Origin of the sequence: Trichococcus paludicola (assembly GCF_003052295.1) — a bacterium.
Classification (GTDB): Bacteria; Bacillota; Bacilli; order Lactobacillales; family Aerococcaceae; genus Trichococcus; species Trichococcus paludicola.
The window spans coordinates 150,220-173,265 of record NZ_QBLC01000004.1 but is presented as its reverse complement, the minus strand read 5'-3'; the positions used below and the strand labels follow the sequence as shown (position 1 = coordinate 173,265).

Sequence of the window (23,046 nt, the reverse complement as noted above, 5' to 3'; positions counted from 1 at the left end):
CCCTATATCTCTTCGTCCAAAGCATTTTCGCTGCCTTTTCCTTCATTATCCCTTTTCAAAACTTGCTTGGCAAGTTCCAACTCGATATCCATATCTTCGATATCATTGGACATGAAGCGCACGTAATCTTCAGCAATCAGACGACACATATCATCGATTGTTTTGGAGCAGTTATCCAAGGCTGTGTAGGTCTCTTTCGTCTTGGAAACGTGGCCATCGATTGCGATATATTTTTCTGTCAGCTCTTTCAGGTTGGGGAGATTGGTGTATAGGAATTTATCGACTTCGTGCAGTCGGTTAGGCTGATTGACAATATTTTTGAAGAAATCCTTCAGTATGTCCACCGTATCGTTGCGTGCCGCGATAGCTTTTAATTTTGATCGCTGCTGCAGATTCGATTCGATGTCTTGGATCGTATTTTTGGCTTGATCCATCGTGTTGCGGAAATAGGCAATCTGTTCCTTGGTCATCCCTTTTGAATGGTAGAAGGCTTCTTTTTCGGTGCTCACTTTTCCCAGTGCGCCTCTTTGTTTCTTGGTCTTCCGTGACCATTGCATGCTTCCGCCGTTTTGGACGTAATATAGAAAGATGCCCAAGCCGATGGTCATCCCGATTGAAGTCCAGAAATCGAATTCGAAGATGAAAAAGAATATCACTAATGCAATCAGGCAAATTACGCTGGAAAACGTATATTTCAATATATCCTTGATGTTGCTCCACATAAATTTTTCCTCCTTTAATAACGTGCTGTTCACTTCGTCTGTGCTTATGCTATTATTTTAGCATAAAAGCCTATTAAGCACCTATCGGCCGAAAGGATGATTTTCAACGTCAACACCCATTTGCGCTGAATCTCTCGCGGCTCTTGTAAATAGCGGAAAAGATAGGTTATGATAATACATGATTCGGATAGTAGATTGGGAGGAAAATAAAATGGAATTTGAAGAAAAAACATTGAAAAGTGAAAGAATATTTGACGGTGTCTTGTTGCATTTGGTGAGGGAAGAAGTATTGTTGCCGAACGGAAAAACTTCAGTCAGAGAGATGATCAGGCATCCGGGCGCTGTAGCGATGATACCCTTCACTTCCGACGGGAAAATGGTCATGGTCAGACAGTTCCGCAAACCATTGGATCGGACCGTTGTCGAAATCCCGGCAGGTAAATTGGAGACATCCGATGCTGAACCTTTGCTGGCAGCGATCCGTGAGCTAGAGGAAGAAACGGATTATCGTGCGGAAAAATGGTCCGAATTGACGGTTTTTTATCCGACACCGGCTTATTTGGATGAGCGGATCACAATCTATCTGGCGGAAGGCTTGACGAAAGTCGATAATTCTTTGCCGATGGATGAGGATGAATTCATTGAGATCTTGGAATTGACATACGACGAAGCGAAAGTCTTGCAGGAGTCCGGAGAAATCTGCGATTCGAAAACAATCTATGCCATGCTGTACTGGGAGATGCGTCTTTTGCGTGAAAGAATAGAGGGATAGTATGTCAGAACCAAAAAAACCGTTGATCACCCGGGAACGCTATCGTCAGTACAAAAGGGACCAAACAACAAAACCGGGGACAGATGAAAAGAAAGTCGCTCCGCGGGTAAAAGATACAGAGCGTTCCGCTCCGGCAACGGAAAAGAACAATAAGCAGCAAACTGTTTCTGCGGGAGAGAATAGCAGTGTTCCAACCGAAAAGAAAAGGTCGGAGAACGGTAATAAAGCTAAGACTGCCAAGCCAAAGGCGAAGCTGTTCCGAAAAGCAGACAAACCTGCAGCTTCAACTAAGGTGCAGCGTCTGACGGACAAAGAAAGAGGCAGAAAACTGGACAACTATCTGAACAAAGCCATCCTGATTGTCATCTTGTTGATCATCTTGGTTTTTGTGATAGCCTTCGTCTTATGATCTAACAATGCAGCTACAAGGAAGGAAACACTCATGATCGGAATTATTGGAGCAATGGAAGAAGAAAACCGTATTTTGTTGGAAAATATGACTGAAAAGATAGAGGAAGTACATTTTCATCTCGCCTTTACACGAGGCAAGATCGAAAATCAGGATGTAGTATTGGTGCAGTCAGGCATCGGTAAAGTCAACTCAGCCATAGCGACCGCCTTCATCATTGATCGTTATCGTCCCGATTTCGTCATCAATACCGGTTCGGCTGGAGGATTAAACACAGACTTGCATGTGGGGGACGTCGTTGTAGCGGATAAAGTTGCTTATCATGATGTGGATGCTACGGCATTCGGTTATTCTGTGGGACAAGTGCCTCAGATGCCCCATTATTATACAGCTGATAAAAAAATCGTCGAAAAGATTACGCGGGCAGCTGAAAAAGTCGGTTTGCATGCCGTGCAAGGGACGATTGTTTCCAGCGATTCTTTTATCGCTTCCGAAAGCGGCACAAACCGCATCAAGGAACATTTCCCTGACGCCTATGCGACCGAAATGGAGGGCGCATCAATTGCCCAGGCTTGCTATGTATTGGGCACACCCTTCGCGATCATCCGTGCCATTTCGGACGGAGCGAGCGAGGGTGCGGCGCTGACGTTCGACGAGTTCATCGTCGAAGCCGGAAAGAAATCCGCGGAAATGGTCATCGAATTACTGAAAAATAGCGAAGAATAGGGGAGACGTTCATGCGAGCATTGTTGTCGATCGATTATACGAATGATTTTGTTGCGACAGACGGGGCCTTGACGACTGGAGCGGATGGCCAGCTCATCGAATCGGAGTTGGTTGCAATCACGCAGGCCTTTATCGAGAACGGTGATTTTGTCGTTTTTGCTATTGATTGTCATGATCTAGAGGACGTTTACCATCCTGAGAATAATCTTTTCCCCCCGCATAATCTTGTGGGAACCGATGGAAGGACACTGTATGGGTCTTTGGCAGCACTTTATGATGCGCATAAAGAGAGCCGAACCGTTCATTGGATCGACAAGCGCCACTATTCCGCATTCAGCGTTACGGATTTGGACATCCGTCTCAGGGAACGCGGCATTACCGAAATCCATCTGACGGGTGTCTGTACTGACATCTGCATCCTGCATACAGCTGTGGATGCGTACAATCTCGGATACAAAATTGTCATCCATGAGAAAGCTGTCGCAAGTTTCGATCCAATCGGACACGAATGGGCATTGCGGCATTTTGCCGGTTCTTTGGGAGCTGAAATCATCAATTAAGCAGGCCTGAACCACTCAACCGAAAATGGGGGAGTGGTTTTTGCTGTCTGCGGCACTTTAGGACGCTATTATTTCAGAAAAGGAAGTGCTTTATGTTTGTAAGGGTTTTTCAAAATATTGTACAATAAGGATGAGATGTCAGGCTAAGGAGGGGTTTTGGATGCGCCACGAACTGGTGATCGGGAAAGGGGACAAACCGGCAATCATCCATTTGGACAAGCTGAATCGCCACGGCTTGATCGCTGGAGCGACCGGTACGGGGAAAACGGTAACTTTGAAAGTGATAGCGGAACAATTGAGCAAAGCGGGGATTCCGGTATTCCTTGCGGACATCAAAGGTGATTTGGCAAGCATTGCGGAACCGGGTGAATTGAGCGGAAAAATAATGGAGCGAGTAACGAAACTGCAGCCAGAGGATTTTGAGCCGCGCGCTTACCCCGTTGAGCTTTTGGATATCTTTGGATCGAACGGTGTGCCGGTTCGGACAACCATTTCCGATATGGGGCCGATCCTGTTGTCGCGTCTGTTGGGGCTCAATGAAACGCAGGAAGGAATCATGAACATTGCGTTCAAAGTGGCGGATGAGAAACAACTCTTGCTCATCGACATCAAAGATTTGCGGGCGATCCTGAATTTTGTCGGAGACAACGCCACAGAATTACGCCGGGAATACGGAAATATTTCAAAGCAATCGATCGGCGCAATCTTAAGAGGTTTATTGGTGATCGAGGAACAAGGCGGGGATTTATTCTTTGGGGAGCCGATGTTCGATATCCAGGATTTATTGAAAACAGATCCAGCCGGACGCGGTTATGTAAACATTTTGATGGCGAATCGCCTGTTTATGTCTCCAAAACTCTACTCGACATTCCTTCTGTGGTTCCTTTCTGAGCTGTATGAGCAATTACCGGAAGTCGGCGATCTTGATAAACCCAAAATTGTCTTCTTTTTTGATGAAGCGCATGTCCTTTTCCAAGACGTTCCGGATGTTCTTGAGGAAAAAATCGAACTCATTGTCCGGCTAATCCGTTCCAAAGGAGTTGGTGTTTATTTTGTGACGCAAAATCCCACCGACCTTCCGAATGCTATTCTTAGCCAATTAGGCAACAAAATTCAACATGCTTTGCGAGCCTTTACCCCTAGGGAGCAGAAGACCGTCAAGGCGGTCGCCGAAACATTCCGGCAGCTGGAGGGGGAAGAATTGGACAAGAAATTGACGGAACTGAAGGTCGGTGAAGCGTTGGTCTCCTTTCTCGATCCGGAAGGAATTCCCGGCTATGTTCAGCAAGTCATGATTTATCCGCCGGAGAGCAAAATGGGCATCCTGGATCCGCTTGTCAAAGAAGAAAAAATCAACCGCTCCTTGTTGTATTATAAATACAGCGATACAATCGACAGAGAGTCCTCTTACGAACAACTGCAGCGACTATCGGAAATCAAAGCGATTGAGTTGGAGGAAAATGAAGAGCTTGCCGCAAGGGACAGGGGAAAAGCCGAACAGGTGAAGCAACTTGAAAAAGGGCGCCAAAAAGAACAAACCCAACAAAAACGGGCGAGCAGTTCCCGTGATTCGACGATGGACAGATTCACGAAAAATTTGATGTCGCAAGTAGGCAGGGAAGTGGGCCGCGTCATCTCCCGCGGTATTTTGGGCATCCTAAAAAAATGAATACAGTTCAATAAGACCAGTCCACACAAGGGCTGGTCTTTTCGTTTTCCTTTTTTCGGATGAACCCGAGAGATGAAAACGTTCCCCTTAAAGTTGCTTACTTTTTTTCATGGAAATCTCATGTTTGGTATTGTGTTTTATTTCAGTATCCAGTAGAATAGCACCTATACCGTCAATTGAGAATGATTCTCAATTAGAATCGTTATCATTAAGGAGTTGTTTTTGGAAGATGGTGAATAGATGTTGAGAAAAATGCTGCTCGTTCTGGCATTGGTAGGAGCGATGGTGCTGTCCCTGGGTGTGGGGACTGCTGCATTTTCGGTGGAACAGTTTCTGGTCGGGAGCAACACAGACCGTTTGATACTGTTGTCGTCACGGCTGCCTAGGACGATTACGGTTCTCTTGGCTGGAGCAGGATTGTCCTTATCCGGGCTGATTATGCAATCATTGACGCAGAACCGATTTGCCGCTCCCGATACAGTCGGTACGGTGGATGCGGCGAGAGTGGGCATGCTGTGCGGCATGATTTTCTTTCCGGGCTTATCCGTTGTGGGGAAAATGACTCTTTCCTTCCTCTTTGCAGCGGCAGGAACCTTCCTGTTTTTGGTGGTCGTGAATCGCTTGCCTTTCAAGAGCCAGATGACGATCCCTTTGCTGGGTCTGATGTACGGAAATATTTTGGGAGGGATCGCCAATTTTTTTGCCTTCCGCTTCAACGTCACCCAAAATCTTTCCGCTTGGATGCAAGGGGATTTTTCTTTGGTCATCAAAGGACAATATGAGGGGATGTACCTCATTTTCCTGTTATTTTTGGCACTTTATTTTTTTGCCGATCATTTTACGATTGCGCGCTTCGGGAAAGACGCGGCCAAAAACCTGGGTCTGCCTTTTGAAGCCGTCTTGTTCATCGGGACTCTGTTCGTCTCCTTGGCGGTCGCCGTCATCCTTAGTACGGTCGGCAATCTGCCATTTTTGGGAGTCATCATCCCGAATCTCGTCTCGTTGCGCTTCGGCGATAATATCCGCAATACACATGGCAAGGTTGCGCTGTTCGGAGCGATTTTCTTGTTGCTTTGTGATGTGTTCGCCCGATCGGTCATTCCTCCATACGAAATACCGGTGGAAACGGTATTGGGTGTTTTCGGCGGCGGCTTGTTCCTCTGGTTGTTGCTGAAGGGAGGGCGACCCGCATGAAAAACGTGTTGAACAACCGCATCATCATGAAACGGTTGGCTATCCTGGCGGTGGCGTTGGCTTTCCTTTATTTCTTTTGGAACCAAGGCAACGGAAATGTATTCATTGTGAAGTTGCGGAGCACGAAGCTTTTGACGTTTGCGGTCATCAGCATCAGCACTGCCTTTGCAACAGTCAGCTTTCAGACGGTCGTGCATAGCAATTTTTTGACCCCCAGCATCCTCGGGGTTGAATCCTTCTATCGCCTCCTGCAGACAGTGTTGATGTTCTTCAGCTTTTCGCTGCTGGGCAACCAATTGAATGCTGAATGGCAGTTCATTTTTCTGTTGTTCCTGATGCTTGGCAGTTACTTTTTGCTGTACCGGCTTTCTTGGAACCGGAAAAATTACGATATGCAGGTGATCCTGATGATTGGGCTCATCATGGGTACCTTCTTCAACAGCATCAGTTCCTTCATGCAAGTGCTGATGGACCCGAATGAGTATGACAAACTGCAGACGAAGTTGTATGCCAGTTTTCAGAATATCAATGATTCCGTACTTATTTTGGCTGTTCCGATTGCCGTGTTTTCGATCATTAGTTTGTGGCGTAAGCGCAAGGTATTGGAAGTTTTGGGGCTGGGGACACAAATGGCCAAAAATTTAGGGGTTGCCGTCGAAAAAGAGACCAAGCTCACCTTCATGCATGTCATCCTGCTGATGACAGTCTCCGCAGCGCTCGTCGGACCGATGATGTTCCTCGGGTTTGTGGCGGCGAACATCGCTTATCGTCTGTTCAGGACGTATTGCCTGAACTACCTGTTGCCTGGTGCGAGCCTGCTCAGTTTTGTGATGGTCGTGGCCGGACAATTCCTGGCAGAGGAAGTCTTCAAGCTGCAGACGAATTTGAGCATTCTCGTCGAACTGTTCGGGGGAATCTACTTCTTTTGGTTATTATGGAAGGAAAGGAGCAAGTTATGAAAATCAGTCATGTCAGCAAAGCCTATGAGGATGAAAAAGTATTGGATGACATCTCTCTGGCGATCGAGAAAGGAAAAATCACGGCTTTCATCGGTCCAAACGGGGCAGGCAAAAGCACACTCCTTTCGGTCATCAGTCGTCTGTTGACAAAGGACGAGGGGATATTGACGATACACGGGAAAGAAATCGAGGCTTGGCAATCCGATGAACTGGCGCGGGAGCTTTCGATCCTGAAACAACAGAATGCCTACCAAGTGCGCATGACGGTCCGCGAATTGGTTTCGTTCGGCAGGTTCCCTTATACGAAGGGCAGGCTGAACGAGGAGGATCATGCCATGATCGATAAGGTTCTGGGCTATCTGAACCTGGGGGAATTCTCAAACCGCTATCTGGATACTCTGTCTGGGGGGCAACTCCAGCGGGCGGCCATCGCGATGATCCTGGTGCAGGATACAGAGTACATCTTATTGGATGAACCGCTGAACAATCTCGACCTGAAACAAAGCATCGTGACGATGCAGACCATCCGGAATTTGGCGGATGAATTGGGTAAAACCATTCTGGTCGTCATACACGACGTCAATTTTGCTTCCGTTTTTTCGGACAACATCATCGCCATGAAAAACGGAAAAGTGTTCCAGAGCGGCACGGTCGAGGAAGTCATCCGGACACAAGTTTTGCAGGAATTATATGAAGTGCCATTGGAAGTCATCACGACTGCGGATGGAAAAAAACATTGCACGTATCAAGCAATTTAACATAGAGGAGAATGGAAAATGAAAAAATGGCAAAAGACAATCTTAAGTTTGGCTTCGATCTTCACCCTGGCGGCTTGCGGATCCCAGGAAGGGGCTGCTGATGCGGCAGATTCAACAACAGCGACTGCGGAAGCCGAAACAACGGTGACCATCGAGGATGCACGCGGATCCGTAGAAGTGCCCAAAGACCCGAAAAACGTGGCTGTTTTGGATTTTGGACATTTGGACACATTGATCGCATTGGGTAAAGAGGATGCAGTCACGGGTACAGCGACCGAAAACATGCCGGCTTATCTGGCGGATACAGCAGATCAATTCGAGAATGTAGGAACGCTTAAGGAACCGAATGTGGAGGCGTTGGCGAATTTAGCGCCGGAGCTCATCATCATTTCGAACCGATTGGTGGACTTTGCGGAACAATTGGAGGAAATCGCGCCCGTAGTCGTGCTGAGTGTCGATTACACGGATTATTGGGGTTCGGTCCAAAAGAACATCACTACTTTAGGGACTATCTTCGACGAAGAAGCTGCAGCCGATGAAGCCATCGCTACCTTGAACGAAGAGATTGAGGCCGTGCAAGCGAAGACCGCCGGAATCAGCGAGAAAACATTGACGTTGCTCTTGAACGATGGCAGCATGTCCGCTTTCAGCACAGGCTCACGCTTCGGCTTCATTTACGATACATTGGGCTTCACGCCTGTCGATGCAGCGATCGAGGATTCCACACATGGACAGTCCGTCGGCTACGAAGGATTGCTGGAAATCAATCCGCAGATTTTGTTTGTCGTCGACCGCACAGCGGCAATCGGAACAGCGTCGGATGAAAACGCGGCGTTATTGGAGAATGATTTCGTCTATCAAACGGATGCTTATAAAAACAACAAAATCATCAACCTGTCCTCCGACTTGTGGTATCTCTCCGGCGGCGGGATAGAATCAATCCACCTGATGGTCGAAGAGATCGCAGCGGATTTCCAGTAATCAAAAGCGGAATCAAAAGATTGTCCATATGTTGGTTTTTTCTCTATAATGAGGGAAGGAAATCAGAAAGAGGTGCACGGTTTGGCAGAAAATCACTTCAGCAAGGAAGACTTCACCGTTTTTGACATTCAGGGACTCGACGAAAGGATGGCAGGCATCCGCGAACGGATCCAACCCAAGTTCCGCCATTTCGCGGCAGCGGGGGCCCGCCTCATCGTTTCGGAAGAGCATGATGAATCGGTGGTTCCCGTGCATGTCGCCAAGCACCTGCGCCGCACGAAGTATGCACCCGAGAATACTTGGTGCGCCATCGGTGGGGACACGAGGGGCTACAAAAAGTATCCGCATTTCCAGATTGGGATTGCGAAAGAGGGAGTCAGCTTTTATCTTTGCCTGATTGATCAACCCGTCAAAGAAAAAGAGATGGCTGCCGCTTTGTTGGAACGGATTCCTGAGTTGGAGCAGTTGCCGCGTGATTACGTCGTTTCGGTCGACCATACCGTTCCGACTGTGCAGCCGATTGAGGCTGTCGATTGGCCGCCTATCCTAGTCCGACTGCGGGATGTGAAGAAGGCTGAATTGCTGATTGGACGCAAGTTGGCGCCAGCCGATCCGCGCTTGGCGACGGAAGTAGGCACGCTGGCAGTGATGGAGGAAACGCTCCGTGAACTGCTGCCGATCTACCGGGCCTGCATGGAACAGTATCGCTAAATGCGGAACCTAAGACAAACCAAAAAAGGACTGAACAGCAGGATTGATCGCTGTTCAGTCCTTTTCTTTGTACAAAAAAAACGGCAAATTGCTTTGCCGTTTCCTTGAAGCTGATCCCCGGGGAGATTAGCCTAATTTGTTGTAGTATTCTACTACGAATGACTCATCGATTTCAGCTGGCAATTCTTCGCGAACTGGCAGACGGTTCAATGAACCTTCGAATGTTTCTGTGTCGAAGGTGATGAAGTCTGGACGTCCGAACAAAGCTTCAGCAGCAGCTTTAACAACTACTAAGTTTTTAGATTTTTCGCGCAAGCCGATTACTTGGCCAACAGCCACTTCGTATGAAGGGATATCAACACGTTTGCCATCGACAGTTACGTGACCGTGGTTAACTAATTGACGTGCTTGACGACGAGTAGAAGCTAAACCTAGACGGTAAACTACGTTATCCAAACGTTGTTCCAATAAGATCATGAAGTTAACACCTTGTTTACCTTCTTTGATTTTACCAGCTTTTTTGAATAAAGTTGCAAATTGACGTTCGTTCATGCCGTACATGTGACGCAATTTTTGTTTTTCTTGCAATTGCATAGCATATTCAGATAATTTTTTACGGTTGTTAGGGCCGTGTTGACCTGGAACGTATGGACGACGCTCCAATTCTTTACCTGTTCCCAAAAGGGAGATTCCTAAACGACGAGCCTGTTTCCAGCTAGGTCCTGTATAACGTGACATAATAAAATTCCTCCAATAAATGTTTGATTTTTGGAGTAAAATAAGAATGATAAGTCAGCAATGCGTGCAGTTGATCCTTCAATCTTCACCTTATGCAGCCGCAAGGGTACGCAATTGAACCATCTAACGATGGCGATGAACTGTTGACGCGGGTGCTTCTTTCTCGCTGCATTATTTTACACAAAGGTTATTGTACCAAACAACAGAAGTTAATGCAATGGAAAAGTGATGTTTTTCAGACTTTGCCTGGCAGCGGAACGCTTTCACTGTTCCAAGGAAAGGAATTCCGTTCCCTTATTATTTTCTGGTTTCTGATTGGTTCTTTCTATGTTATACTAAAAAATGAGATATATTGGGCGTTTTCAATTTTCAGATCAAATAAACGAAATTGTCGGAATAGGTGGAGGATTTATTGATGGAGTTTATATACTGGTTAGTAGCGATAATATTATTAGTGTTGATCGGGTACGGTGCGATCATGTATTTGACGAGGCAACAAGCGAATCGAATCAAAGAAATCGATGAGAAGAAGCAAAAAGCGATGGCCATACCTGTGGCCGATAACCTGTTCACATTGAAAAATATGAATTTGACAGGGCAAACAAAGCGTACATATGAAAGTTGGCAAGCTACATGGCAGACCATCACGCGTTTTCAGTATCCTGAAATTGAGGCGGCGCTTGTCAGTGCTGAACAATACATCCAACGCATGAACTTCATCAAGGCGAAGCAAGCCATTTCGCAAGCGGATCAACTGATCGACGAAACGAAAAACAGCGTTGAAAAAGTGAACAAGGCACTCGAAAAACTATTGGAAAGTGCACAGGAAAACCGCAAAGAGTTGGAAGAAATCCAGGAACGCTACAATAAAATCCGCAAACAATTATTGGCGCACAGCTTTACATTCGGTCCAGCTATCGAAACGTTGGAGAAGAACCTGAATTACATGGAGTTGGATTTCACGAAATTCAATTCATTGACGAACGAAGGCGACCATATGGAAGCCAAAGAAATCTTATCGCGTATCGAGCAGGATTTGCTTGTTATGGAAGAAGTCGTTGAAAAGATCCCTCAGCTGAACGAAAAAATCAAAACAGAGTATGAAGAACAAGTGAATGATTTGAAAGACGGTTACCAACGCTTGTTGGATGAAAAGTACATTTTCGAAGGTGTGGATGTCTCCGTTGAGATAGCTGCTGTTGAAAAAGAAATTCAGGAAGCAAAAGATTCCATCGCCCTTGCCGATATCAATGAAGCAGGCAAGAAGATGGATAAGGTAGAACGCGATATCGAAGCGGTCTATGCCATCATGGAAAAAGAAATGGAAGCCAAGGAATTTGTGGGCCGTCATACGGCGAATCTGCAAAAGAAAATGGATCACGTCCTGCAGAGCAACCGTTATGTGCTACTTGAAATCGACCGTGTTTCCCAGAATTACTTCTTGAACAAAAATGAATTGGGCCGTGCGCAAGAGTTCGAAGAGCAGTTGCTGAAGGAAAATGAAGCTTTGCGTTACTACGATAAGATGATGAAGGAACATGAAATTTCCTACTCGGTTGTCCGCGAATATTATGAGAAAATCAGCCAACGCCTTTCGGAAATCGACAAAGAACAGTCTGAATTGGTAAGCAACCTCAGTGACTTGCGCAACCGCGAAAAGGAAATCAAGGACAGCATCGATTTGTACGAGTTGGACATGCGCAACATGAAACGGACAATCGAGAAATACCATCTGCCTGGATTGCCGAAAATCTATTTGGATCTTTTCTTCTCGGTTACGGATCGCATCGAGGATTTGGCTTCCAAGCTTAACCGAGTGAAGATAGACATGGACGAAATCGATGCCATTTCCAAGATGTGCGAAGAGGACATCGAAATGTTGGATAACCAAACCCAAACGATTGTGGACAATGCGATGCTGACGGAGTATATGATTCAGTACGCAAACCGTTTCCGTCATTCGCATGTGGAGATCGAAAATGCCATCAACAAAGCTTTGGTGCTTTTCCATCGTGAATTTGACTATGCAGGTGCATTGGAGGCTGTCAAAATCCCACTGAATCGCATCGAAGCAGGGGCTGCCCGCAAAGTGGAAGAGTCTTATCAGGAAGAAAAAAATCGTCACTACTATTAAATGCAGAACAAACAGAACGCAGGGGTCGGGACATTGTCTCGGCCCTTTTTTGGACCCTCTTTATATGAGAACGGAATAAAATTCAGCCGTATGCTTTAAATGGTCAGGCATTTTCTATATAATAGATGGGATGTCCCGATGAGAGTGCAAAGTTATTAAGGAAGTGTAGATAAAGATGATTTATTTTGACAACAGTGCAACAACAAAAATGTATCTGGAAGCTATGGATACATACCGGAAGGTCAATGAACAATTTTTTGGTAATCCTTCCAGTCTGCACAGATTAGGCAATGAAGCGGATGCTTTGTTGCAGCAATCGCGCAAACAGATTGCACTATTACTGGGTGCCCAGCCGGATGAAATATTCTTCACGAGCGGTGGGACAGAGAGTGACAACTGGGCGATCAAAGGTACTGCGATGGAGAAATTTGCAGCAGGGAAACACATGATCGCTTCTTCCGTTGAGCATCCTGCCGTATCAAAGTCGTTGGAGCAACTGGAAAAGTTAGGCTTTGAAATCAGCTACGTGCCTGTCGACGCGAACGGAATCGTATCCATCGAGGAACTTGAGAAAACGATAAGGAAAGATACGATCCTGCTGAGCGTTATGGCAATCAACAATGAAGTGGGTAGCATCCAACCAATCGAGGCTATCGGCGAGTTGTTGGAAAACTATCCTTGGGTCCATTTCCATGTGGATGCCGTGCAGGCTGTCGGTGAATGCGAGCCGCTGATCCGACACCCACGAGTGGATCTGCTGTCGCTTTCAGCGCATAAATTCCATGGTCCCAAAGGCGTCGGCATCCTCTATAAGAAACATGGCAAACGGATCGCGCCGTTGTTGACGGGAGGCGGGCAAGAATCGGGCATGCGCAGCACGACGGAGAATGTCGGGGGAGTCGCAGCGATGGCGAAAGCTTTGCGCATGACGCTTGAAGGCAGCGAATCCAGCCGAAAACAAGAATGGCTGGTCCGGAGTAAGTTGGTTGCGGCCCTTTCGGAATATGAAGATGTGCGGATTTTTTCACCTGAAGATGGCGCCGGCCATATCCTTTGTTTTGCCATGAAAGGCGTCAGGGGAGAAGTGATGGTCCATGCTTTCGAAAGTCAGGATATCTTCATTTCAACTACCAGCGCCTGCTCAAGCCGGAAGAAAGGCACGCCCTATACGTTGGGATCGATGGGCATCCCCCTTTCCTGGAGCCAGTGTGCTGTCAGGATAAGCCTTTCCGGCGAAAATACGGAGTCGGAAGCGGAAGCGTTCATTGGACATTTCCGGACGCTGCATGAACAGTTCCAAAAGATACAATAGACTAACAGACAGATAGGAAGAGAACATAAATGGAAACGCACATTCAAATCCGCTTTGGCGAATTGTCGACCAAAGGGAAAAATAAAAAACGTTTTGTCCAACAGTTGGCGCAAAATGTCAGGATGGTCACAAAGGATCATCCGCAGATAAAAATCAAACCCGAGCACGATTCTATGCTGTTGGACCTGAACGGAGCTGACGAGGCCGTCATCATCGAACGCCTGCAGCATGTGTTCGGCATCCAAAACTATTCGCCGGTCTATCTGGTTTCGCGTGATCTCGATGAAGTGAAACGGGTTTTGGTGGACTTGCTTGCCAAAATGGAGACTGCCGGAAAAACGTTCAAGATAGCTACGCGCCGTGCGGATCATACCTACGAGCATGACACGACCTTCATGAATGCCGAGCTGGGGGCTACCGTGCTGGATGCTTTCCCGGGTATTTCGGTCAAGATGAAGCAGCCGGACATCCTTGTGCGCGTAGACATCAAAACCGGCGGCATCATGCTGAGCACGCAAACCTATCAAGGGCCTGGCGGATTGCCTGTCGGCTCCAGCGGCAGAGGCATGCTTATGCTTTCCGGAGGCATCGATTCGCCGGTAGCCGGTTATCTTGCCATGAAGCGCGGCGTGAAGATCGAGGCGGTGCATTTCCACAGCCCGCCTTACACAAGTCCGCAAGCGTTGCAGAAAGCCAAAGATCTGGCTGCCAAATTGACTAAATTCGGCGGTGAAATCCAGTTCATCGAAGTGCCGTTCACAGAGATTCAGGAAGAAATCAAAGAGAAAATCCCTGCGGATTACCTGATGACGATCACGCGCCGGATGATGCTGCGGATCACCGATGCCATCAGAGCCGAACGCAAAGGGCTGGCCATCTTTAATGGGGAATCTTTGGCCCAAGTCGCTTCCCAGACGCTGGAGAGCATGATCGCCATCAATGATGTCACAACGACGCCGATCATTCGTCCTGTCGCAACAATGGATAAATTGGAAATCATCGATTTGGCGCAGAAAATCGATACCTTTGATTTGTCGGTGCAACCTTTCGAAGACTGCTGCACGATTTTTGCGCCACCGTCACCCAAAACGAAACCACATTTGGACAAGGCCAGACGTTTTGAAGCGATCCTTGATGTGGAACCGCTCGTGGCACGCGCGGTTGCGGGCATCGTAGTATCAAGCATAACCGGCCGCGAAGATACAGCCAGCCAAGACGAGGCGCTCTTTTCGGATTTGCTGTAACCTCTGCCAATGCAGGAGCGTATCCTTACCATAAATCACCGCTTATCTGTATAATGAGAGTACTATCGGATAAGGGGGAATGTTTTCATGCAAGTGACATTAAAAGGTGAGATTGTTGAAGTTTTAGGGAATCAGCCCGTAGTTGGGGAGAAGGCGCCGGCATTTTCGTTGTACAACACTGAAGACGAAAAGGTATCTTTGGATGATTTGCGCGGTTCGGTTGTTCTGATCAGCGTATTCCCGGACATCAACACAAGCGTCTGCGACAAACAAACACGCAAATTCAACGAAACGGCAGCGAATATCGAAGGCTTGACCTTGTTGTCGGTTTCGAAAAATACAAAAGAAGAATTGATCAACTGGTGCTCGGCAAACGGCATCGATATGCAGATGCTGCATGACGATGCAGGCGAGTTTGGGGAAGCCTATGGACTGAAAGTGCCCAAATTAGGCAACAAGTTAGCCCGCAGCGTATTCGTCATCGACAAAGAAGGCGTCCTTTCCTACATGGAAATCGTCCCTGAAATCGCGACCGAACCAGATGAAGCAGCAGCATTGTCAGCTGCAAAAAAATTACTTTAATCGCATTGAGATTTCGATCAAAAGGTGCTAAACTAGTGAAGTATAAATAAGCGTCGATCAAGAAGAGTAGCTTACCCGGAACCACACAAGAGAGAAAAGCGTTTGGTGAAAGCTTTTTTGGGGAAGGAAAGTGAAGTAGCTTGTGAGCAAGTTGTGTGAAGGTCTGTGGACTGGGTAGCGCAGCTCGGAGTATTCTCCGTTATCAAAAAGAGAGACAGGGATCCGATTCCTGTAATTTAGGTGGTACCGCGATCATATCGTCCTGCATATTCGTATGCAGGGCGTTTTTTTTTCGCAACAAATCGATGTAAAAGAGAGAGGAAGTGGCTGAATGTCTAAAGCAGATGCAATGCCGACAAAGTATCAACCCCAGCAAGTAGAAGCAGGAAAATATCAAAAATGGGTGGAAGCGGGACTGTTCAAACCGAGCGGCGACAAAAGCAAAAAACCGTATTCGATCGTGATTCCGCCTCCAAACGTAACCGGCAGACTGCACTTGGGCCATGCCTGGGATGTGACGCTGCAGGATATGTTGATTCGCCAAAAACGCATGCAAGGATTCGATACATTGTGGTTGCCTGGGATGGACCACGCCGGCATCGCCACCCAAGCCAAGGTTGAAGCAAAATTAGCCGAGGATGGCCTTACCCGCTATGACCTCGGCCGAGAAGCCTTTGTCGACAAGGTTTGGGAATGGAAAGAGGATTACGCTAGCGTCATCCGTGAACAATGGGGAAAAATGGGCATTTCCGTTGATTATGACCGCGAGCGATTTACGCTCGATGAAGGTTTGTCGGATGCAGTACGGAAAGTTTTTGTTGGATTGTATGAAAAAGACTTGATCTACCGCGGCGCCTATATCATCAACTGGGACCCTAAAGCGAAAACAGCCTTATCCGATATTGAAGTCATCCACAAGGACGTTCAGGGCGCCTTCTATCACTTCCGCTATCCGATGACGGATGGTTCAGGCTACCTGGAGTTGGCGACTACCCGTCCCGAAACCATGTTGGGCGATACTGCCATCGCGGTTCATCCGGAAGATGAAAGATATCAGCAATTCATCGGCAAGACCGTGACATTGCCGCTGGTGAATCGGGAAATCCCGGTCATCGCTGATGATTATGTTGAGATGGACTTCGGGACTGGTGTCGTTAAGATCACACCCGCTCATGACCCGAACGACTTTGAAGTCGGATTACGCCATGATTTGCCGCAAGTGAACGTCATGAACGATGATGCGACGATGAACGAAGCAGCCGGAAAATATGCAGGAATGGACCGTTTTGCGGCGCGCAAAGCGATCATAAAAGATATGGAAGAACTGGGCTATTTGGTCAAAATTGAAGAAATGACCCACAGTGTCGGACATTCAGAACGCACAAACGTTATTGTGGAACCGCGCATCTCGACGCAATGGTTCGTCAAAATGCAACCGTTGGCTGAGCGTGCTGTCGAAAATCAATCGGCAGAAGAAAAAGTTTCCTTCTATCCGGAACGATTTGAGAATACATTCCTGACTTGGATGGGCAACGTCCATGACTGGGTCATTTCTCGCCAATTATGGTGGGGACATCAAATCCCGGCCTGGTATCATAAGGAAACCGGCGAAATGTACGTAGGCATGGAAGCTCCGAGCGACAGCGAAAACTGGACGCAGGATGAGGATGTTCTGGATACGTGGTTCAGTTCAGCACTTTGGCCGTTCTCGACGATGGGCTGGCCGGATGAAGATGCGGAAGATTTCAAACGTTATTTCCCTACCAGCACGTTGGTTACCGGCTATGACATCATCTTCTTCTGGGTAAGCCGAATGATCTTCCAGAGTCTGGAGTTCACCGACAAGCGTCCGTTTGAGAATGTGCTGATCCATGGTCTGATCCGTGATGAGCAAGGCCGCAAGATGAGCAAATCGCTCGGAAACGGAATCGATCCGATGGAAGTTGTCGAAAAATACGGGGCGGATGCTTTGCGTTGGTTCTTGGCCAACGGTTCCGCACCTGGACAGGATGTGCGCTTCAGCTATGAGAAGATGGATGCATCCTGGAACTTCATCAACAAAATCTGGAATGCCAGCCGTTACGTGCTCCTTAATTTGGAAGATCTGACTTTCGACGACATCGACATTTCAGGGGAAAAGACAATCGCCGATAAATGGATTCTTTCCAGCCTGAACAAGACCATCACAAAAGTGACGGATCTGTTCGAGAAATTTGAATTCGGTGAAGCAGGCCGTTTGTTGTACCGTTTCATCTGGGATGATTACTGTGACTGGTATATCGAAATGTCCAAAGAAGTTCTGCAAGGGGAAAATGAAGAGGCAAAACGCACAACCCGCAGCATCTTGGCGTATGTTTTGGATAATGTCTTGCGCTTATTGCATCCGGTCATGCCGTTCGTCACCGAAGAAATCTGGCAGAATGTACCGCATCAAGGCGATTCTATCGTAACGGCAGCCTATCCGGAAACGGATGACAGCTATATCGATGAAGCAGCTGAGGAAGCGATGGAAAAACTGATCGAATTGATCCGTGGCGTCCGCAATGTCCGCGCAGAAATGAACACACCGTTGTCCAAGAAAGTTCCGATGCAGCTGAAAGTGAATGACGAGGCGACCGAAGCGATTTTCCGCGCCAACGAATCCTACATCTTCCGTTTCTGCAATCCGGATACGCTGGAAATAGGTCTACACATCCAAGCAGCCAGCGACGCTGTCACCGCCGTTTTCTCAGGCGGAGAAGTGTACATGCCTTTAGCGGGTCTGATCAAATTGGAAGATGAGATTTCCCGTCTCGAAAAGGAAGCGGAGAAATTGACCAAAGAAGTCGACCGGGTGGAAAGCAAATTGAATAACGAAAAATTCATCAGCAAAGCACCGCAGGCTGTAATTGATGGGGAGAAACAAAAAGAAACGGAATACCGCGATAAACTCGTGGCTGTGGAAGAACGTATCGCTGCTCTGAAAGAACAGTTGGCTTGACCATAGAATTAAATTGAATTGAATTGAACAGGAAGAACCCTATTAGCAAGCGCCTTTGTGGATAGGGTTCTTCTTAAATGGAAATGGAGTGAAGCGGTAGATGTTTGCAACTTATGAAGAAGCGATGGAATGGATCCATTCCCGCAAAGGCATGGGTCCTAAACCGGGAATAGCCCGGATGAAATGGTTGATGGAAAAACTGGATCACCCGGAACGTAAATTCAGATCCATCCATATTGCCGGAACAAATGGAAAAGGGTCGAATGTTGCTTACTTAAGAAGCCTGTTCATGGCGGCTGGCTGTACGGTGGGAACCTTCACCTCGCCGCATATCGTCAGTTTCAATGAAAGGATCGGCGTGAATGGAGCGAACATCCCGGATGAGGACGTATTGGAACAAGCGAACATTCTGTACGCACTTTATGAGGAAATCGGCCTGACGGATATGGGTCCGCTGACGGAATTCGAAGTAGTGACCGCCATGATGTTCTCCTATTTTGGCTCCCATCCGTGCGATGTCGTATTGTTGGAAGTCGGCCTGGGCGGTCTTTACGACAGCACGAATGTTGCCGAGCCGGATTTGTCGCTCATCACGACGATAGGCAAAGATCACAGCAATATTCTTGGAAATACCATTGAGAAAATCGCCTTTCAAAAAGCGGGCATCATCAAGAAAGGGACACCGGTCGTCATTGGAAGATTGCCTGAAGAGGCTTTGTCGGTGATGCGTGACACTGCGGAAAAAAAGGCTGCGCCCTTGCATGTATTCGGCCCGGATTTCAGCGTCTCCAATTGGCATGAGGGTTCTGATTACCATGAGGTCTTTGACTTTACCTCTCCGTTGGGCACTTTTGAAAACCTGGAAATAACCTTGATGGGTGGCCATCAAGTCGATAATGCGGCCACTGCGCTGCAAGCTTTCTTGCTGTTCTGCCAAAAGTACGTTTTAGACTATTCGGAAACCACGATCAAAGCAGGGCTTCTCGGGACAGCTTGGCCGGTTCGGATGGAGATCGTTTCGCAAGAACCATTTGTCATGCTGGATGGTGCGCATAATATCCCGGCTATGGAAGTTCTGACTGAAGCGATCAAGAAGAAGTTTTCGGATAAGGACATCACCATTCTGTTGGCGGCGTTGGCGGATAAGGACCTGGAGGAAATGGGCCAGTTGATTAAGTCAATCCCTGACAGCAAGCTTTACGTGACCAGTTTTGATTTCCCAAGAGCTGCATCGGTCAAGGAACTGTGCGAGCGGATGGGCATATCCGAAGCTGCGGCCTATGAAGATTGGCGCATTGCAATCGATGATCTGAAGGCGAAGCAATCCGAAGAAGGCCTGTTGTTGATCACAGGCTCACTGTATTTTCTTTCCGAAGTAAGACATTATTTATTAAAGAATGAGGAGTTTTGAGATGCGTAAAAAAGCAGTCATTTTTGATATGGATGGATTGATGTTCGATACGGAAACGTTGGGATACCAGGCACAAGGTGAATTGGCTGAAGAGCTGGCTTTGCCGATAGCGTTCGACTTTGATTATTACCTGAAACAAGTAGGACGATCCGATAGGGATGTGATGCCTGAATTGGCCTCCGACTTCGGTGACGCTGAACTAGCGGAGCGATTCCTGAGAAAAATGAAGAAAAGGCAGACAACCATCGCCTCCGAGCAGGGGCTTCCGATCAAAAAAGGCCTGTATGATCTGCTGGCCTTTCTGAAGGAAGAAGGAGTGGTGTGCGTCGTTGCTTCCAGCAGCCGAAGGAGGGAGGTCAGCTTCTACCTTGAATTGGCTGATATTTCGCAGTATTTCCGCTACCAAGTCTGCGGGGATGAAGTGTCCTTCGCCAAACCGGATCCGGAAATTTTCCTGAGTGCCTGGAAACCCCTCGGCATTCCGAAAGAGGATTGTCTGATCCTGGAAGATTCGCTTAATGGCATCCGTGCGGCTTATGATGCGGGCATTGAAGTGATCATGATCCCCGATCTGATTGTTCCGGATGACGAAGCGAAAGCAAAAACGACGGCCATTTTGCCGGACCTGCACGCGGTCATGGATTGGTTGAAAGAGAAATAACCTGTTTTCGCCCCTTCCTGCGTATCTATTGAGTAGACGGAAGGAAAGGGGTAAAACAGGATGGTGCAAGAAACAAATCTGCTGATGGAGGTTCCGAAAGCCTCGCGCCCGCGTGAAAGATTGGATCAATTCGGAGAAAAAGCCCTAGCGACGCATGAATTATTGGCGATCATTCTGCGTACAGGGCCCAGGGACAGCAATGTTATGCAGTTGGCCTTACGGGTGCTGAATGAGTTCGAGGATTTGCATTCTTTAAAGCTGGCCTCACTGGAAGAATTGACTTCGATCCACGGAATCGGCCGAACCAAAGCGATCGAAATAAAGGCCTGTGTCGAATTGGGAGTCCGTGTAGCCAATGCCACGCAATTGAAGAGCGGTACAATCACCTCGACGCAAAGCGCCGGAACACTTTTGCAGAAAGAGATGCGCGACCTCCAGCAGGAACACGTGGTGGCTGTCTATCTGAACACAAAGAACGAAATCATCAAGAAGAAGACGATATTCATAGGCAGCCTGAACAGTTCGGTTGCGCATCCGCGCGAAATTTTTCGGGAGGCGGTAAGGTTTGCCGCGGCGCGGATCATCCTCGCTCACAATCATCCTTCCGGGAATCCGGATCCCTCTGAAGCTGATTTGGTGTTTACCCGCCGGATGGTGGAATGCGGAGAAATGATGGGTATTGAGATTCTTGATCATTTCATCATCGGGGTCGATGATTATCTCAGCCTGCGTGAATACGGGATCATTTAGTTTCTATTGCCGCCAGTATTTCCGCAGATAAAAATGAAAATCTGATGGCAAAAAACTTGCAATATCGGAAAACCTGATATATCATTATATTAGTGTTTTTGTTTGGTAAAGAAAAGATTGTCTTGAACATTCCTATCGTACCAAAAGCAAGAATCACATTTTTAGTGCTTTGCACGAGGAGGAATTTTTCATGGAAAAAGGAACAGTAAAATGGTTTAACGCAGAAAAAGGTTTTGGATTTATCGAACGCGAAAGCGGTGACGATGTATTCGTACATTTCTCAGCTATCTTAGGCGACGGATTCAAATCATTAGAAGAAGGACAAGCAGTTTCATTCGAAATCGTTGATGGAAACCGTGGACCGCAAGCTTCTAACGTAGAAAAAATCTAATATTCCTTAACTTAAACGATCAAAGGGTCCGGGACACTGTCTCGGGCCCTTTTTAAATGCCAAGCGAATTGGTTTGTCGCGTATCCGATGTTCATCAAGGAATGCTGACCAACTGGCGGATTCACTGTGAATCGTGTAGTCATATTGTGTCAATTGGAATGAATATTTGACGACAGTATTACTGAACGACGGCTTTCCTGTCAAATAGATTAATTCTTTCTTTTGTTTGTTACATTGATGTTTTTCTTGTTCCGGTTTGTGGTAAAATAGAAAAGAATTTGTTTGTGGGAGAGTTTGTAGTCAATCAGACGGAAGGATGAGAAGTACTTGGTAAGTTTGAATTTTAAAGGTAAAAACATCGGAATTGATTTAGGTACGGCCAATACGATCGTCTTCATAGCCGGCAAGGGCATCGTGATCAGAGAACCTTCTGTCGTCGCAAAAAATATCCATACGGGGGAGATTCTTTCCGTTGGGGAAGAAGCTTTCCAGATGCTTGGCAGGACGCCCGGCACCATTGTGGCTTCGCGCCCGATGAAAGAAGGCGTCATTGCGGATTACGATACAACTGTCGCAATGATGAAGTATTTCATCAAAAAAGCGACTGGGAATGCATTCATAAAACCATATGTGATGGTCTGCGTACCGAGTGGTGTGACGGAAGTCGAGAAGCGGGCAGTTCTTGATGCTACCCGGACAGCCGGCGCCAAAGAAGCATTCATCATAGAAGAGCCTTTCGCCGCGGCGGTGGGAGCGGGACTGCCGGTGCATGCACCTACAGGCAATATGGTGGTGGACATCGGTGGCGGGACGACGGATGTCGCGACGATTTCCCTTGGTGGAATCGTTACAAGCCGCTCGAGCACAGCCGGTGGTGATCGTATGGATGAGGCAATCATTCAATTCATACGCAAAAAATACGGTCTGCTGATCGGTGAGCGCACTGCCGAAAACATCAAAATAACAATCGGCTGTGCCGACATCGAACAGGCAGCTTCTTACGGCTCCATGGAAATAAGAGGCCGGGATATGGTGAACGGCCTGCCCAAAACTTTAGAGATCCATGCTGAGGATGTAGCGGTTGCGATTCATGATGTGGTCGAGAACATCATCCTTTCCGTGAGGGAAGTGCTGGAAGAGACCCCTCCCGAAATATCTGCTGACGTCATTGACCATGGCATCGTTCTGACAGGCGGCGGCGCTTTGTTGAAGAACATTGCTGAAGTCATTTCAGCGGAAGCAGAAGTTCCTGTGTTTATCGCCAACGACCCATTGGATTGTGTTTCCATCGGGACAGGCGAAACATTGAAGAATATCAACGTGTACAAGCGTAAAAATTTAAGGCATTAAGCATAATGAATGTAATTGAAAGTGATGTACGA

22 protein-coding genes and 1 other annotated feature are annotated in these 23,046 nt (G+C 47.4%); of the genes, 20 read left to right on the top strand and 2 right to left on the bottom strand.

Annotated elements, in window-relative coordinates; translation table 11 throughout:
• Positions 1-2: 2 nt before the first annotated feature.
• Positions 3-722, bottom strand: a complete 720-nt coding sequence (locus tag C7R56_RS07435) for a 5-bromo-4-chloroindolyl phosphate hydrolysis family protein (protein WP_107995918.1) — start codon at positions 720-722, stop codon at positions 3-5.
• A gap of 211 nt (positions 723-933) precedes the next feature.
• On the opposite strand from C7R56_RS07435, the gene C7R56_RS07430 reads away from it, so the two are divergent.
• The 10 genes from C7R56_RS07430 to C7R56_RS07385 all read left to right on the top strand — a co-directional run bounded on the left by C7R56_RS07430 (position 934) and on the right by C7R56_RS07385 (position 9,461).
• Entirely contained in the window at positions 934-1,494 is a 561-nt protein-coding gene (locus C7R56_RS07430) for an NUDIX domain-containing protein (RefSeq protein ID WP_107995917.1), read from the top strand.
• 1 nt (position 1,495) lies between these two features.
• Positions 1,496-1,903, top strand: coding sequence for a hypothetical protein (locus tag C7R56_RS07425; RefSeq protein ID WP_107995916.1), 408 nt, complete (start codon positions 1,496-1,498; stop codon positions 1,901-1,903).
• Between the two features lie 33 nt (positions 1,904-1,936).
• A complete protein-coding gene (locus C7R56_RS07420; RefSeq protein WP_107995915.1) occupies positions 1,937-2,629 on the top strand; it encodes a 5'-methylthioadenosine/adenosylhomocysteine nucleosidase in 693 nt (230 codons plus the stop codon).
• Between the two features lie 11 nt (positions 2,630-2,640).
• Positions 2,641-3,189, top strand: a complete 549-nt coding sequence (locus tag C7R56_RS07415; RefSeq protein ID WP_107995914.1) for a cysteine hydrolase family protein — start codon at positions 2,641-2,643, stop codon at positions 3,187-3,189.
• 160 nt (positions 3,190-3,349) lie between these two features.
• Positions 3,350-4,858 (top strand): helicase HerA-like domain-containing protein, encoded by a 1,509-nt coding sequence (locus tag C7R56_RS07410; RefSeq protein WP_107995913.1) that lies wholly within the window; start codon positions 3,350-3,352, stop codon positions 4,856-4,858.
• A gap of 240 nt (positions 4,859-5,098) precedes the next feature.
• Positions 5,099-6,052 (top strand): ABC transporter permease, encoded by a 954-nt coding sequence (locus C7R56_RS07405; RefSeq protein ID WP_107995912.1) that lies wholly within the window; start codon positions 5,099-5,101, stop codon positions 6,050-6,052.
• Positions 6,049-7,011, top strand: coding sequence for an iron chelate uptake ABC transporter family permease subunit (locus tag C7R56_RS07400; protein WP_107995911.1), 963 nt, complete (start codon positions 6,049-6,051; stop codon positions 7,009-7,011). The genes C7R56_RS07405 and C7R56_RS07400 overlap by 4 nt, the downstream gene beginning before the upstream one ends.
• Positions 7,008-7,769 carry an iron ABC transporter ATP-binding protein gene (locus C7R56_RS07395; RefSeq protein WP_107995910.1) on the top strand — a complete coding sequence of 254 codons (762 nt, stop codon included), beginning with the start codon at positions 7,008-7,010 and terminating at the stop codon, positions 7,767-7,769. The genes C7R56_RS07400 and C7R56_RS07395 overlap by 4 nt, the downstream gene beginning before the upstream one ends.
• Positions 7,770-7,787: 18 nt before the next feature.
• Positions 7,788-8,750, top strand: a complete 963-nt coding sequence (locus C7R56_RS07390; protein ID WP_107995909.1) for a siderophore ABC transporter substrate-binding protein — start codon at positions 7,788-7,790, stop codon at positions 8,748-8,750.
• 81 nt (positions 8,751-8,831) lie between these two features.
• Positions 8,832-9,461, top strand: coding sequence for a DUF1054 family protein (locus tag C7R56_RS07385; RefSeq protein ID WP_159072192.1), 630 nt, complete (start codon positions 8,832-8,834; stop codon positions 9,459-9,461).
• A 126-nt stretch (positions 9,462-9,587) separates the two neighbouring features.
• Here C7R56_RS07385 and rpsD read toward each other — a convergent pair whose 3' ends face one another.
• Positions 9,588-10,199, bottom strand: a complete 612-nt coding sequence (gene rpsD, locus C7R56_RS07380; protein ID WP_086985403.1) for a 30S ribosomal protein S4 — start codon at positions 10,197-10,199, stop codon at positions 9,588-9,590.
• Between the two features lie 415 nt (positions 10,200-10,614).
• Between rpsD and C7R56_RS07375 the strand changes: the two genes are divergently transcribed.
• The 10 genes from C7R56_RS07375 to C7R56_RS07330 all read left to right on the top strand — a co-directional run bounded on the left by C7R56_RS07375 (position 10,615) and on the right by C7R56_RS07330 (position 23,014).
• A complete protein-coding gene (locus C7R56_RS07375) occupies positions 10,615-12,333 on the top strand; it encodes a septation ring formation regulator EzrA (RefSeq protein WP_107995907.1) in 1,719 nt (572 codons plus the stop codon).
• Positions 12,334-12,508: 175 nt separating this feature from the next.
• Positions 12,509-13,645: a cysteine desulfurase family protein gene (locus C7R56_RS07370; RefSeq protein ID WP_107995906.1), complete on the top strand. Its 1,137-nt coding sequence runs from the start codon at positions 12,509-12,511 to the stop codon at positions 13,643-13,645.
• A 29-nt stretch (positions 13,646-13,674) separates the two neighbouring features.
• The gene (gene thiI / locus C7R56_RS07365) at positions 13,675-14,889 is read left to right on the top strand and encodes a tRNA uracil 4-sulfurtransferase ThiI (RefSeq protein WP_107995905.1); all 1,215 of its coding nucleotides are present in this window, start codon (positions 13,675-13,677) and stop codon (positions 14,887-14,889) included.
• 87 nt (positions 14,890-14,976) lie between these two features.
• Positions 14,977-15,471 (top strand): thiol peroxidase, encoded by a 495-nt coding sequence (tpx, locus tag C7R56_RS07360; protein WP_107995904.1) that lies wholly within the window; start codon positions 14,977-14,979, stop codon positions 15,469-15,471.
• Between the two features lie 44 nt (positions 15,472-15,515).
• Positions 15,516-15,739, top strand: a binding site (T-box leader).
• Between the two features lie 63 nt (positions 15,740-15,802).
• Entirely contained in the window at positions 15,803-18,451 is a 2,649-nt protein-coding gene (locus C7R56_RS07355; protein ID WP_107995903.1) for a valine--tRNA ligase, read from the top strand.
• 100 nt (positions 18,452-18,551) lie between these two features.
• Positions 18,552-19,862, top strand: a complete 1,311-nt coding sequence (locus tag C7R56_RS07350; RefSeq protein ID WP_107995902.1) for a bifunctional folylpolyglutamate synthase/dihydrofolate synthase — start codon at positions 18,552-18,554, stop codon at positions 19,860-19,862.
• 1 nt (position 19,863) lies between these two features.
• Positions 19,864-20,523, top strand: a complete 660-nt coding sequence (locus tag C7R56_RS07345) for an HAD family hydrolase (RefSeq protein WP_086985395.1) — start codon at positions 19,864-19,866, stop codon at positions 20,521-20,523.
• Between the two features lie 60 nt (positions 20,524-20,583).
• Positions 20,584-21,273: a RadC family protein gene (gene radC, locus C7R56_RS07340; protein ID WP_199903007.1), complete on the top strand. Its 690-nt coding sequence runs from the start codon at positions 20,584-20,586 to the stop codon at positions 21,271-21,273.
• A gap of 190 nt (positions 21,274-21,463) precedes the next feature.
• Positions 21,464-21,664 (top strand): cold-shock protein CspD, encoded by a 201-nt coding sequence (cspD, locus tag C7R56_RS07335; protein WP_086628303.1) that lies wholly within the window; start codon positions 21,464-21,466, stop codon positions 21,662-21,664.
• Positions 21,665-22,000: 336 nt separating this feature from the next.
• Positions 22,001-23,014, top strand: coding sequence for a rod shape-determining protein (locus C7R56_RS07330; RefSeq protein WP_107996023.1), 1,014 nt, complete (start codon positions 22,001-22,003; stop codon positions 23,012-23,014).
• Positions 23,015-23,046 lie beyond the last annotated feature (32 nt).